The organism is Pseudomonas sp. R84 (assembly GCF_009834515.1).
Taxonomy (GTDB): Bacteria; Pseudomonadota; Gammaproteobacteria; order Pseudomonadales; family Pseudomonadaceae; genus Aquipseudomonas.
On record NZ_CP019426.1, the window covers coordinates 5,311,876 to 5,325,941 of the forward strand.

A 14,066-nucleotide genomic window follows, 5' to 3' on the forward strand; every position below is an offset into this window, starting at 1 on the left:
AGCGCGCCATTATAGTCATCCACCCCCTGCTGTTCAATGTAAAACTCAGCTTAATATCAATGTTGCTGATGTACGGAGATCCCCGGCCCTACAGCTCCACCTTGACCCAAGAGACAGGTTGATCGAGCCAATCGGCGAACTCATCGATAAAGCTCTGCTTGAAGCCCGCCTCCAGCCAGTTGTTGAAGATGAAACCGAGGTTGGAAAACGCACATTCCTGCAAAAACAGAAAACCGTTGATGTCATCTTCATGCCCGCATTCCGGGCAAGTGAAGTTGTCGGTGCGACCTGGAAACCAGTCTTCAAGGCTTTCGAACAGCGCTTCGCCGACCTCGCGACGGCACTCGGCGCAACCGGCTTCTTCGAGAAAACCTTTGGCCGGGGTGTAGATGCAGCGTTTGGTGACGATCTCCAAGCCGTTGATCGGCTCACCAAACGGCAACGCTTGCGGGTGCAGCACCACGGCGCGCGCGCCGTCAGCGATCGCGTAAGCCATGCGATTGCCGGTGCGGCCACAGGTGCTCAGCTCTTCTTTGATGATGTTCTTGCGTACCAGCCAGCGCACGATCGCCCGCGCCCGGGGCTCGTGGACCGGCAGGGTGGAGATTTTCGGGACGATGATGCTTTGCGAATTCATGGAAAGTCCTGCGGTATGGCTTCTGACGCCTGCTCGCGAAGAGGCCCTAAAGGCCGGCAGCTTAATCCCTGACGAAATCCGGTCAAGTGCTGAGGTAGCGCCCGATCAACGCCAGCCCGCTCGCTAGCACCAGCCATGTCACCAGCCGCACAAACGCTTCGCGCGACAACTTCATGGTCAACCGCCGCCCGATCCACAATCCCAACGCCATGGCCGGTAACAAACACAGCGCCAACATCAACAAGGGTAGCTCGGCATACACGCCGGCGATGGCAAAAAGACTTAAACGCACCACCGTGCTGCAACTGATCAGCGCACTTTGCGTGGCCCGAGCTGAGTCTTTCGGCAGTCGGCTGTTGAGATAAATCGCATATAAAAAGCCGCCACTGCCAAACAGCGCCCCAAACAACCCGCCCACCGTGCCCATCGGCACCGCCCACCCCGCCGACAATTGCGTCGGCCGCGCTTTCACCCACAGGCTGTAAATCGCGTAAGCGCTGATAAACAATCCCATCAATAACAGCAACACATCGGATTTGAGGTTGAGCAGGAAAATAACCCCAAGCGTACAGCCCACCGCCATGCATGGCAGTAGCCGCAACAACTCCGGTTTCGCCACATCCCGCCGCGACGGCAGCAGGTTGCCGAACGCCGCGACAAAATCCAGCAGCACCAGCAACGGTACGATCTTCGACAACGGCATGAACAGAATCAGGATCGGCCCGGCCACTAACGCCGTGCCGAACCCGGCAATGCCGAAAACGATATAGGCCAGGGCGATCCCCAGCCCAATCACCGCCCAGCCGCCGGCGCCCCACGCCCAGTCACTCAACAATCCCGCCACGCTCATCGATTCGCGTCCTTAATAAGCCTGCAATGACTTTAGCCAGCGTCGAGCGTTGCGACTAATATCTTCAAAGCCACCGACCCATCTCAAAAAGGCATTGCTGTGCTTTCAACCCGTCAATTGCGTTACTTCGTGGAAATCGCCGAATGCGGCAGTTTCAGTGCGGCGGCCGAGCGCCTGTTTATCGCGCAATCGGCGCTGAGCCGGCAAATCAAGGACATGGAAACGCGTCTGCAAACACCGCTGTTCGAACGCACGGCACGCCAGCCCCGACTGACGGCGGCGGGCGAAGCGTTTTTGCCGCGGGCAAGAAATCTGCTCAATGAGCTGAGCAAGGCCAGCGCCATGGCCACTGAGGTCGGCAATGGTCAGCTCGGCACCTTGCGCCTCAGCCATTCCAGCACAGTGTCGATCAGCGGCCGTTTGCTCAGAGACATCGGCGCGTATCTGCAGCGACAACCCGGTGTATCGCTGGACATCGGCAAGTTGTCTTCCGAGGCGCAACTGGAAGAGTTGGCCGAGGGCCGACTCGATATTGGCTTGCTGCGCCTGCCGGTGTTACGCCAGCGTGAAGGGCTTCAGATTGTGCCGCTGTTTACTGAGCGGTTGCTGCTGGCGGTGCCGATGGATCATCGATTGGCGGAGGCTGAGCGAGTCGATCTGGCGCAATTGAAGGACGAAGCGTTCATCTCCATTCCACACCCGCAACGCGGCGGACTGAGCTACCTGTGTGCCGACTTGTGCATGCGCCAGGGTTTCTTCCCGAAAGCGGCGCGGGTGATGTCGCGCAAGACCACGCAGCTACAGTTGATTCGGGCCGGCTTCGGCATTGCACTGCTGCCGGAATCGATGCAGGACATCGCCCCGAGCGGCGTGCGTTTTGTACCGCTGGCCGATCCCGATTGCCAAAGCACCGTCGCCCTCGCCTATCGCCAGAATCCCACTCCGCTGATTCACCACTTCATCGAAAACTTCACAACCCCCTTGTAGGAGTGAGCCTGCTCGCGATAGCGGTTGAACATTCAACCTATCCTGCGACTGACACACCGCTATCGCGAGCAGGCTCACTCCTACAGGGGACTTGTGGTGATTCAACGGCAAATGCCTTTAAACTGCGCCCCATGATTAAAGATCCCTTTGCAAGACTTGGCCTGGACCGTGAAGTCCTGACCGTCAGCCAGCTCAACGGCCGCGCGCGGGTGTTGCTTGAAGACGTGTTCAGCAACATTTGGGTCGAAGGCGAAATCTCCAACCTCGCCCGCCCGGCGTCCGGCCACATCTATTTCACCCTCAAAGACAGCGGCGCGCAGGTGCGTTGCGCGCTGTTCCGGCAGAACGCCGCGCGAGTGCGCCAGGCGTTGAAGGACGGCTTGGCGGTGAAGGTGCACGGCAAGGTCTCGCTGTTCGAGGGCCGTGGCGACTATCAGCTGATCCTCGACACTGTGGAGCCTGCCGGTGACGGCGCGCTGCGTCTGGCTTTCGATGCACTCAAAGAAAAGCTCAGCGCCGAAGGCCTGTTCAGTGCCGAACGCAAAGTGCCGCTGCCCGCGCATCCGCAACGCATCGGCATCATCAGTTCGCCGACCGGCGCGGTGATTCGCGACATCATCAGCGTGTTCCGCCGCCGTGCGCCGCAAGTGCAACTGACGCTGATTCCGACCGCCGTGCAGGGCCGCGAAGCCACCGCACAAATCGTTCGTGCGCTGAAAATGGCCGATGCCCGTGGCTTCGATGCGTTGATCCTCGCCCGTGGCGGCGGTTCGCTGGAAGACCTTTGGTGCTTCAACGAAGAAGCCGTGGCCCGTGCCGTTGATGCGTGCGTGACGCCGATTGTCAGCGCCGTCGGCCATGAAACCGATGTGTCGATCAGCGACTTTGTTGCCGACGTGCGCGCACCGACGCCATCTGCAGCTGCCGAGTTGCTCGCTCCGGATTCCAGTCATCTGATCCGTCAGGTCGAAAGCCTGCATCGCCGCTTGGTGATGCGCATGCGCGACCGTTTGATGCGTGATCGCCTGCGCCTGGAAGGCATGGCCCGTCGCCTGCGCCATCCCGGTGAACGTCTGCGCCAGCAAGCGCAGCGTCTGGACGATCTGGACATGCGCATGCGCCGGGCGTTCGAGCGTCACCTCAATACTCGCCGCGAACGCTTGATCCGCCTGGAAACCCGTCTCGCCGGGCAACATCCGGGACGGCAATTGGCGATGCTGCGCCAGCGACTCGACAGCCTCGCCGAACGCTTGCCCCGCGCCATGCGCGAAGGCCTGAAAAATCGCCGTCTGCAACTGCACAGCCAGATGCAGACGCTGCATGTTGTCAGCCCGTTGGCAACGCTCGGTCGTGGCTACAGCATTCTGCTCGATGAGCGTGGCCACGCAATCCGCAACGCCGCCCAGACCCACACCGGCCAGCGCCTGAAAGCCAAACTCGGCGAAGGCGAACTGCAAGTGCGCGTCGAGGACAATCACCTGACGCCTGTCACCCTCTCTTTACTGGACTGATCCATGCCGCGTTTTCTCGCTCCATTGTTTTTGCTCTGCCTGACCTTCAATGCCCACGCAGACAGTTACATCACCCGGCTGCTGAACAAACCGGTGCCGGGTGGCGTGGCGGTGGTTGATCTGGGCGCGGCCGCGCAGGCACCGAAAGCCACGTATCAGGGCAAACCGGTGCTGGTGGTGAAAGAACAGAACAACTGGCTGGCGATTGTCGGCGTGCCGTTGACGGTGAAGCCGGGCGCGCAGCAGATCAGCAGCGGTGGGCGCAATCTGCCATTCACCGTGGGCAACAAGAAATACCCGGAACAGCGCATTACCCTGAAGAACAAACAGCAAGTCAACCCGGATCAGTCGAACCTCAAACGCATCGAGGGTGAACTGGCCGAGCAGATCAAGGCGTATCGCAGCTTCAGCCCGAACACACCGAGCAATTTGCTGCTGGACAAACCGGTCAATGGGCCGCTGTCGAGCAAATTTGGTGTGCGTCGCTTCTTTAACGATGAAGAGCGCAACCCGCATGCGGGCCTCGACTTCGCGGTGCCGGCGGGTACGCCGATCAAGACCCCGGCGGCGGGCAAGGTGATCCTCACCGGCAATTACTTCTTCAACGGCAACACCGTGTTTGTCGACCATGGGCAGGGCTTTATCAGCATGTTCTGCCACATGTCGAAGATTGATGTGAAAGTCGGCGATCAACTGGCGCGCGGCGCGGTGGTCGGCAAGGTTGGCATGACCGGCCGCGCGACCGGCCCGCACATGCACTGGAATGTCAGCCTGAATGATGCGCGGGTGGATCCGGCGATTTTCATTGGCGCATTTCAACCTTGAATATGTGTTGAGGCGACCGGCCTCTTCGCGAGCAGGCTCGTTCCCACAGGGGATCTTAATCACAACAAAGATCCCCTGTGGGAACGAGCCTGCTCGCGAAGGCGGCCTATCAAACACCGCCACACTCAATGAATCTTCAAAAACTCAATTGCGCCCCAATCTAACCTCGCGCAAATATCACAATAATCAGCGACCTCCAGCGCAATAAAATCCTGCAAAAACCCGCTTTCCGAGTATTCCTCTCAATTTTTTCCGACTGCTTGCCAACCTCTCCCCCCGCGGTTAGGGTTGAAGGCATGAAAACCTCTCACACCCTCATTCAGCTTCGCCAGCACCGCAGCCTGTGCCTCGTCAGTGCACGACTGCCAGGCTGAATCGCGGCACCTCGTCCCACGCTTTTCCCAGAACATTCGTAACACCGGTAGGCCGCCTCTTTTCGGCCCAGACAATAAGGAATTTCCCGATGAGCATGCTCAAAGATCCGTCTTCGAAATACCGCGCGTTTCCTGTCATCAACCTGCCGGATCGCACCTGGCCGTCGAAAACCATCGACACCGCGCCGATCTGGTGCAGTTCCGACCTGCGTGACGGCAACCAGTCGCTGATCGAACCGATGGACGCGGTGAAAAAGCTGCGCTTCTGGAAAACCCTGGTGCAGGTCGGTGTAAAGGAAATCGAAGCCTCGTTCCCGGCCGCTTCGCAAACCGACTTCGACTTCGTGCGTACCCTGATCGAAGAAGGCCACATCCCGGACGACACCACCATTCAGGTGCTGACCCAGGGCCGTGAAGATTTGATCGAGCGTACTTTCGAATCCCTGCGCGGTGCGAAAAAAGCCATCGTTCACTTGTACAACGCCACCTCGCCTTCTTTCCGTCGCATCGTCTTCAACCAGGACAAGGACGGTATCAAGGCCATCGCCGTGAACGCGGCCAAGCTGTTCGTCAAATACGCGGCGATGCAGCCGGACACCGAGTGGACCTTCGAATACTCGCCGGAAACCTTCAGCGCTACCGAGCTGGAATTCGCCAAGGAAGTCTGTGACGCGGTGATCGAGGTGTGGAACCCGACGCCTGAGCACAAGATGATCCTCAACCTGCCCGCCACCGTTGAGTGCGCGACACCGAACATCTACGCCGATCAGATCGAGTGGTTCGGCCGCAATATCAACCGTCGTGACAGCGTGATCATCAGCCTGCACACCCACAACGACCGTGGCACTGGCGTTGCGGCTACCGAACTGGGCCTGATGGCTGGCGCCGATCGCGTCGAAGGCTGCCTGTTCGGCAACGGCGAGCGTACCGGTAACGTCGACCTCGTCACCGTCGCGTTGAACATGTACACCCAGGGTCTCGACCCGCAGCTGGACTTCTCCGACATCGACGGCGTGCGCAAAGTCGTCGAAGAGTGCAACCAGATTCAGGTTCACCCGCGTCACCCGTACGTTGGCGACCTGGTGCACACCGCGTTCTCCGGCTCGCACCAGGATGCAATCCGCAAGGGCTTCTCCCAGCAGAAACCAGACGCGCTTTGGGAAGTGCCGTACTTGCCGATCGACCCGGCCGACATTGGCCGCAGCTACGAGGCAGTTATTCGCGTCAACAGCCAGTCGGGCAAGGGCGGCATCGCTTACTTGCTGGAGCAGGAATACGGCATCAGCCTGCCACGTCGCATGCAGATCGAATTCAGCCAGGTGGTGCAGCGTGAAACCGATCGTCTCGGCCTGGAGATGACCGCCAAGCAGATCCACTCGCTGTTGATCAGCGAATACCTGCAAGCCAACACCCCGTACGCGCTGGTCAGCCATCGCCTGCAGGAAGAAAACGGCAACAGCGCCGTCGAAGTGGAAGTGGCGAGCAAAGGTCAGGGCGAAACCAACCTGCACTGGCGCGGCAAAGGCAACGGTGCGCTGGAAGCACTGGTCGCCGGCCTGCCGGTTCCGGTGGAGATCATGGACTACAACGAACACGCGATCGGCGCGGGCACCAATGCCAAGGCAGCGGCGTACATCGAGCTGCGTGTGAATGGCGAACGTGCGGTGCACGGCGTGGGTATCGATGAAAACATCACCACGGCCAGCTTCAAGGCCCTGTTCAGCGCGCTGAACCGCTCGCTGAGCCAGCCTGAGGCGAAAGCGGCGTAATCGACCGCTGAAATGCAAAAGGCCCCGGCGTTTGAACTCCGGGGCCTTTTTGTTGAAGATCAAAAGATCGCAGCCTTCGGCAGCTCCTACATTGTGATGTCGTACGCCATGTGGAGCTGCCCAAGGCTGCGATCTTTTGCTTTTCAGGTGAACTCGAAGGTGTCGGCATCCAGATTCGCCGGGAAACGCTCGCGATACGCCGCGAGCGGAGCCGCTTCCAGCACAGCCTTGAACACACCATCCGCCTCCCCCGCCGCCAGCAAGGTTTCACCCTGGAAATCCAGCACCTGACTGTCTCCGGTATACGCGAAGCCCTTGCCGTCGGTGCCAACGCGATTCACCGCCGCCACATAACAAAGGTTTTCGATCGCTCGCGCTGGCAACAGGCGATTCCAGTGCAGACGCCGCGCGCCTGGCCAGTTGGCGGTGTACAGCAATAGATCGGTGTCCTGGGCATCGCGGCTCCACACCGGGAAACGCAGGTCATAACAAATCAATGGCCGAATCCGCCAGCCCTTGAGTTCGAACTGCACCTGACGTTCGCCGGGGGTGTAGTGGTTATGCTCGCCCGCCATGCGAAACAGATGGCGCTTGTCGTAATGCAACACTTCGCCGTCCGGTCGCGCCCACAGCAGGCGGTTGCGGTGGCTGCCGTCAGCGGCCTGGATAATCACACTGCCGGTGATCACTGCATCGAGCCTCGCCGCCTGAACCCGCAGCCATTTGTGCGTCGGGCCGTTCTCGACTTCGGCAAGGGTTTCGGACTCCATGGAAAATCCGGTGGTGAACATTTCCGGCAGGATGATCAGATCAGCGCCCTGCGCCTGCTCCAGCAACTGCTCGAAATGCTCGAAGTTGGCCTGACGGTCGTGCCAGGCCAGGCTGGTCTGGATGAGCGCCAGGTTGAGATCGGGTAACGCACTCAGATCACGCATAGTTTTGCCGCCGCTTCACGCAGCGTCTCCTCGCGTTTGGCAAAGCACAGGCGCACCAGGCGCTGACCTTGCGGTGGATTCTGGTAGAACACCGACACCGGAATACTCGCCACGCCGTGTTCGCGGGTCATCCACATGGCCATCTCGACGTCATTCAGGTCAGGACGGATCTGCGAGTAATCGACCAACTGAAAATAGGTGCCAGCGACACGGGTGAAGGTGAAGCGCGACGGCGCCAGCAGATCGCAGAACAGATCGCGCTTGGCCTGATAGAAGCCCGGCAGTTCTTCAACGTGTTCCGGGTGCTCGGCCATGTAATCGGCCAGCGCATATTGCAGCGGAGTGACACCGCAGAAGCTGACGTACTGATGAACTTTGCGCAATTCGGCCGTAAGCGCTGGTGGAGCAACGACGTAACCGGTTTTCCAGCCAGTGACGTGATAGGTCTTGCCGAACGAGCTGACCACGAAGGCGCGCTGATACAGCTCCTCATGGGCGAGCACGCTGACGTGCGGCACGCCGTCGAACACCAGATGTTCGTAGACTTCGTCGCTGATCAGATAGATGTCGCGATCGCGGATCAGCGCCGCCAGTTGATCGAGTTCGGCACGACTGATCAGTGCGCCGCTCGGGTTGTGCGGGGTGTTGATGACGATCATCTTCGTGCGCGGGCTCAGGGCCGCGGCGAGCTGATCGAAATCAATGGAGAAGTCGTCCGGGTTCAGTTGCACATGCACGCAACGACCGCCCGCCAACTCCGTTGCCGGTGCGTAGCTGTCATAGCACGGGTCGAACACGATGACTTCGTCGCCGCTGTGGATAACCGCTTGAATTGCACAGAAGATCGCCTGGGTCGCGCCCGGCGTGACCGTCACTTCGCTGTCGGCATTGACCTGCACGCCATAGCTGCGAGCGATTTTCGCCGCAATCTGCTCGCGTAGCGCCGGCAAACCGGTCATCGGTGAATACTGGTTATGGCCATTGGCGATGTGCCGACCAACCGCGTCACGCAGTGACTGCGGGCCGTCAAAATCAGGAAAACCCTGGGACAGGTTGATCGCGCCGGTTTGCGCGGCGAGCTGAGACATCTGCGTGAAAATAGTGATGCCGACATTCGGCAGCTTACTGGTGATCATCGGGGGTTCCCTGCTCAACACCCGGCTCTGACGACGGCGCGGGAGAGCCCGAGGATAGCCCATCCGGCGCCCATAAAAAAAGGGCGCTCTGGTGAGCGCCCTTCTTATCGCCGAACCCATGTAGGAGCTGCCGAAGGCAGCGATCCCTTGATCTTGTCTTTGAAGCAAAATCAAAAGATCGCAGCCTGCGGCAGCTCCTACACGAAGTGATAAATCACTTCTTGTCGCGGCGCTTCTTGTCAGCTTTCTTGTGGTGCGACATCAAACGACGCTTCTTGTTGACCTGGCGGTCGGTCAGCGTGGTTTTGTTGCCTTCGTACGGGTTCTCGCCGCCCTTGAACTCGATGCGGATCGGCGTACCGACCAGCTTCAGCACACGACGGTAAGTGTTCTCCAGATAGCGCACATACGACTTCGGCACTTTCTCGATCTGGTTACCGTGGATCACGATGATCGGCGGGTTGGCACCACCCAAGTGGGCATAACGCAGCTTGATCCGGCGGTTGTTGACCATCGGTGGCGCGTGCTCGCCAACCGCGTCTTCCAGGATCTGGGTCAGACGGTTGGTCGGCCAGCGGGTGACCGCCGACTTGAACGAGTTCTGTACGGAAGCGTAGAGGTTGCCCACGCCAGTGCCGTGCAATGCCGAGATGAAGTGGATGTCAGCGTAATCAACGAAGAACAGACGACGTTGCAGCTCGACTTTGACGTAGTCACGCTCGCTCGGCGTCATGCCGTCCCACTTGTTGATCGCGATGACCAGCGCACGACCGGACTCGATAGCGAAACCGAGCAGGTTGAGGTCGTGATCGACCACGCCTTCGCGGGCGTCCATCACGAAGATCACTACGTTGGCGTCTTTGATCGCCTGCAGGGTTTTGACCACGGAGAATTTTTCGACTTCTTCGTGGATCTTGCCGCGCTTGCGCACACCGGCGGTGTCGATCAGCGTGTATTTCTCTTCATTGCGTTCGAACGGAATGTAGATACTGTCGCGCGTGGTGCCGGGTTGGTCATAGACAATAACCCGGTCTTCACCAAGCATGCGGTTGACCAGGGTCGACTTGCCGACGTTCGGACGGCCGATGATGGCGATCTTGATCCCGTCTTTTTCGCTTGGGCCAGGAATGCGCTTGGCTTCCTCGCCTTCGGCAACGATCTCTTCTTCGCCGTCTTCCGGTTCTTCTTCGTCTTTGGGGAAATCACCCAGGGCGATTTCCAGCATCTGCGTGATGCCACGGCCGTGAGCACCGGCGATCGGGATCGCGTGGCCCATACCCAGCGGAGCGAACTCAGCGCGGGCCATTTCCGGGTCGATGTTGTCGACCTTGTTGGCGACCACGTAGGAACGCTTGTTACGTTTGCGCAGGTGTTCGGCGATCATCTGGTCGGCGGCGGTGAAACCGGCCTTGGCATCTACCAGGAACAGCACAACATCCGCTTCTTCAATGGCCAGCAGCGACTGCTCGGCCATTTTTTCGTCCATACCATGCTCGTCACCGGAGATACCACCGGTGTCGACCAGAATGTAGGAACGCCCTTGCCACTTGGCCTCACCGTACTGGCGATCACGGGTCAGACCGGACAAGTCGCCGACAATGGCGTCGCGAGTCCTGGTCAGGCGGTTGAACAAGGTGGACTTGCCGACGTTCGGTCGGCCCACCAGGGCGATTACGGGAACCATGCGGCTCTCCACTTCGTTATTTCAGAAAATACAAAAGCCGCTGCGAGGCAGCGGCTGGTGCTCGGGGCAACACTGTGGGTGTTCTCTGTGGGAGCGAGCCTGCTCGCGAAAAACGCCAAGGCACCGCGTTTATTCAGGCCGTCTGCGTAATCGTTGACGCCCATCGCGAGCAGGCTCGCTCCCACATTCATACTCACAAGTGAAGCTGCCTGGGGGTGTTAACCCCAAGCATAGTTGTTACTTGATGGTCAGGGCTTCCAGTTTGCCGCTGTTGCCATATACATAAATCGTGTCACCCACCACCAGCGGACGGGCACGCAGGCCGTCACTGTCGATGCGCTCACGGCCGACGAAACGACCGTCAACCTGACTCAGCAGGTGCAGATAACCTTCCAGGTCACCCACTGCAACATAGCTGGAGAACACTTCCGGAGCCGACAGTTGACGGCGAGCCAGCGAATCGTTGCTCCACAATGCTGTGGTTGAACGCTCGTCGACGCCTTCAACGGTGCCCGAAGACAGGCTCACGTAAACGCTGCCGAAACCCTGAGCGATACCGGCATAGCTCGACGCATCGCGCTGCCAGAGTTGACGACCGCTTTCCAGGTCCAGTGCCGCAACGCGACCTTGGTAGCTGGCAACGTACAGGGTGCCGCCGGACAGCAGCAGACCGCCGTCGATGTCGACCACGCGCTCCAGTTCCGAACGACCTTGTGGAATCGCAATGCGTTGTTCCCACACCGGCACGCCGTTGGAAATGTCCAGAGCAACCACTTTACCGGTCGACAGACCAGCCACCGCGAGGCGGTTGGTCACCAACGGGGCACTGGTGCCACGCAGGGTCAGTACGGCCGGGGTGCTGTCATACACCCAGCGCTGGGTACCGGTGGAGGCATCCAGGCCGATCAGACGATCGTCCTGAGTCTGCACCACTACCACGTCACCGTTGTTAGCCGGCGGCGCGAGGACTTCGCTGTTTACGCGAGCACGCCACTTCTCTTCACCGTTGCTGGTGTCCAGAGCGACGACTTCGCCACGCAGGGTGCCGATCAGCACCAGACCATAACCAACGCCGACAGCGCCGGAGACGGGCAGCTCAAGATCCTGCTTCCATTTCACGTCGCCATTGCCGCGATCCATGGCCATCACCACGCCGGTCACATCAGCGGCGTAGATGGTGTCACCGTCGATCGCCGGCACCAGCATGTTGTAGGTTTCGCCCTGACCGTCACCGATCGAACGACTCCACTGCTTGTGCAGAACCACTTCTTCTTTGAAGTCGGTCAGTTCAGCCGGTGGCAATTCTTTCTTGCTGTTGCTGCTGCAACCCGCGGCCAGAAGGGCCAGAGCCAGCAATGCTGCATGCTTCCAACGGATCACGTCACGCATCCCCTTTGGCCAGGTCGTCGAGCTTGATTTGAAGGCCACCGACCGCCGCTTCATCCGACAGTGCCGCCTTGGCTTTTTGATACGCCTTGTTCGCGTCATCGGTACGGCCCAGCTGCACCAGCAGGTCGCCCTTGAGTTCTTCGCGAGTGGCCAGGAACGCTTTGTCGGCATCGCCGTCGAGCAGTTTCAGGCCGTCTTCAGCCTTGTTCTGCGCACCCAGTACCTGCGCCAGACGCTGACGGGCGATTTCACCCAGCGCCGGGTTGGCCGGTTTGTCGACAATGGCTTTCAGTTCGGTCGCGGCGTCATCCAGCTTGCCGCTGTCGACCGCCACTTTGGCCACGAACAGGCTGCCGTACTGCGCGTAGGCAGAACCGCCGAATTCGCTGTTGAGCTTGCCGGCCAGGTCCGCAACGCGGGCCGCGTCAGGCTTGCCATCAGGCGTCAGCGTGGTTTCCAGCAATTGCTGATAGAGCACCGAGGCGCCTTGCGACTGGTTGCTCTGATACTTGTGATAAGCCTGCCAGCCGAACACGATGACCAGCGCCAACAGGCCGCCGGTGACCAGAGGTTTGCCGTTGCGTGTCCACCAGTCCTTCAAATCCGCCAACTGTTCGTCTTCGGTACTCGACACCCCAATACTCCTTAATCGCTAAATCGGCTGTTTGGACAGCTTCAACCCTGCACGACGCAGGTGGCCAGGTGAGCGGCGAGCGCATCCCAGGCAATGCTTTGTTGTTCGCCCTGGCCACGCAGGGGTTTGAAACCTACCACTTGCTGGGCCATTTCGTCGTCACCGAGGATCAGTGCGTACAGCGCACCGCTCTTGTCGGCCTTCTTGAACTGGCTTTTGAAGCTGCCGGCGCCGGCATTGACTTGCAGACGCAGGTTTGGAAGTTGATCGCGAACCCGTTCAGCCAGGGCCAGACCGGCCAGCTCGGCTTCTTCACCGAAGGCGCACAGATAGACATCAACCTGACGGGAGATTTCTTCCGGGATCTGTTCCAGGGTTTCCAGCATCAGTACCAGACGCTCGATGCCCATGGCGAAACCGACGCCGGTGGTTGGCTTGCCGCCCATCTGCTCGACCAGACCGTCGTAACGGCCACCCGCGCAAACAGTGCCCTGGGCGCCGAGCTTGTCGGTAACCCATTCGAATACGGTTTTGCTGTAGTAATCGAGGCCGCGCACCAGCTTCGGGTTGAGCACGTACGGAATGCCAACGGCATCCAGACGCGCTTTCAAACCTTCGAAGTGCGCACGGGATTCGTCGTCGAGGTAGTCGGCCATTTTCGGCGCATCGACCAGCACCGCTTGAGTGTCGGCATTTTTCGTGTCGAGCACGCGCAGCGGGTTGGTTTTCAGGCGACGCTGGCTGTCTTCGTCGAGCTTGTCGTGGTGCGCCGAGAGGTACTCGACCAGCGCTTCACGATAACGCCCACGGGACTCGCTGGTGCCCAGACTGTTGAGCTCGAGCTTGACCGCATCACGGATACCCAACTCGCCCCACAGGCGCCAGGTCATGATGATCAGCTCGGCGTCGATGTCCGGACCGTCGAGGTTGAACACTTCCAGACCGATCTGGTGGAACTGACGATAACGACCTTTCTGCGGACGCTCGTGGCGGAACATCGGGCCGATGTACCAGAGTTTCTGCACTTGGCCGCCACCGGTGATGCCGTGCTCAAGCACAGCACGCACGCACGCCGCGGTGCCTTCCGGACGCAGGGTCAGGGAGTCGCCGTTGCGATCTTCGAAGGTGTACATCTCTTTTTCGACGATGTCGGTCACTTCACCGATCGAGCGCTTGAACAGCTCGGTGAACTCGACGATCGGCATGCGGATCTGCTTGTAACCGTAGTTATCCAGCAAACGCGCTACGGTGCCCTCGAAATAACGCCACAGCGGGGTCTGTTCGGGCAGGATGTCGTTCATGCCACGAATGGCTTGCAATGACTTGCTCACTTTA

The 14,066-nt window shown here is 59.7% G+C and carries 12 protein-coding genes; 4 read left to right on the forward strand and 8 right to left on the reverse strand.

Annotated features, from left to right (window positions below; genetic code table 11):
* Positions 1–88: 88 nt before the first annotated feature.
* Positions 89–637, reverse strand: a complete 549-nt coding sequence (locus tag PspR84_RS23370) for a sugar ABC transporter ATPase (RefSeq protein WP_077574417.1) — start codon at positions 635–637, stop codon at positions 89–91.
* An 82-nt stretch (positions 638–719) separates the two neighbouring features.
* Complete coding sequence (locus tag PspR84_RS23375) at positions 720–1,487, reverse strand: sulfite exporter TauE/SafE family protein (RefSeq protein ID WP_160059306.1); 768 nt, start codon at positions 1,485–1,487, stop codon at positions 720–722.
* Positions 1,488–1,586: 99 nt separating this feature from the next.
* On the opposite strand from PspR84_RS23375, the gene PspR84_RS23380 reads away from it, so the two are divergent.
* The 4 genes from PspR84_RS23380 (at position 1,587) to leuA (ending at position 6,953) form a co-directional block, all read left to right on the forward strand.
* Complete coding sequence (locus PspR84_RS23380; protein ID WP_160059307.1) at positions 1,587–2,474, forward strand: LysR family transcriptional regulator; 888 nt, start codon at positions 1,587–1,589, stop codon at positions 2,472–2,474.
* 131 nt (positions 2,475–2,605) lie between these two features.
* Positions 2,606–3,985 carry an exodeoxyribonuclease VII large subunit gene (gene xseA / locus PspR84_RS23385; protein ID WP_160059308.1) on the forward strand — a complete coding sequence of 460 codons (1,380 nt, stop codon included), beginning with the start codon at positions 2,606–2,608 and terminating at the stop codon, positions 3,983–3,985.
* Between the two features lie 3 nt (positions 3,986–3,988).
* Positions 3,989–4,810 carry a M23 family metallopeptidase gene (locus PspR84_RS23390; RefSeq protein WP_160059309.1) on the forward strand — a complete coding sequence of 274 codons (822 nt, stop codon included), beginning with the start codon at positions 3,989–3,991 and terminating at the stop codon, positions 4,808–4,810.
* Positions 4,811–5,273: 463 nt separating this feature from the next.
* Positions 5,274–6,953 (forward strand): 2-isopropylmalate synthase, encoded by a 1,680-nt coding sequence (gene leuA, locus PspR84_RS23395; RefSeq protein ID WP_016984364.1) that lies wholly within the window; start codon positions 5,274–5,276, stop codon positions 6,951–6,953.
* A gap of 143 nt (positions 6,954–7,096) precedes the next feature.
* Here leuA and PspR84_RS23400 read toward each other — a convergent pair whose 3' ends face one another.
* The 6 genes from PspR84_RS23400 to hisS form a co-directional block, all read right to left on the reverse strand.
* Positions 7,097–7,888 (reverse strand): amidohydrolase, encoded by a 792-nt coding sequence (locus tag PspR84_RS23400; RefSeq protein WP_160059310.1) that lies wholly within the window; start codon positions 7,886–7,888, stop codon positions 7,097–7,099.
* The gene (locus PspR84_RS23405) at positions 7,876–9,024 is read right to left on the reverse strand and encodes a pyridoxal phosphate-dependent aminotransferase (protein WP_160059311.1); all 1,149 of its coding nucleotides are present in this window, start codon (positions 9,022–9,024) and stop codon (positions 7,876–7,878) included. Before PspR84_RS23405 ends, PspR84_RS23400 begins: the two co-directional genes overlap by 13 nt.
* A gap of 214 nt (positions 9,025–9,238) precedes the next feature.
* Positions 9,239–10,708, reverse strand: coding sequence for a ribosome biogenesis GTPase Der (gene der, locus PspR84_RS23410; RefSeq protein ID WP_064118932.1), 1,470 nt, complete (start codon positions 10,706–10,708; stop codon positions 9,239–9,241).
* A gap of 237 nt (positions 10,709–10,945) precedes the next feature.
* Positions 10,946–12,097 (reverse strand): outer membrane protein assembly factor BamB, encoded by a 1,152-nt coding sequence (gene bamB / locus PspR84_RS23415; protein WP_038362973.1) that lies wholly within the window; start codon positions 12,095–12,097, stop codon positions 10,946–10,948.
* Positions 12,090–12,731, reverse strand: a complete 642-nt coding sequence (locus tag PspR84_RS23420) for a tetratricopeptide repeat protein (protein WP_007916865.1) — start codon at positions 12,729–12,731, stop codon at positions 12,090–12,092. The genes bamB and PspR84_RS23420 overlap by 8 nt, the downstream gene beginning before the upstream one ends.
* A gap of 41 nt (positions 12,732–12,772) precedes the next feature.
* On the reverse strand, positions 12,773–14,062 hold the full coding sequence (gene hisS, locus PspR84_RS23425) for a histidine--tRNA ligase (protein WP_027612134.1): 1,290 nt from the start codon (positions 14,060–14,062) through the stop codon (positions 12,773–12,775).
* Positions 14,063–14,066: the final 4 nt, after the last annotated feature.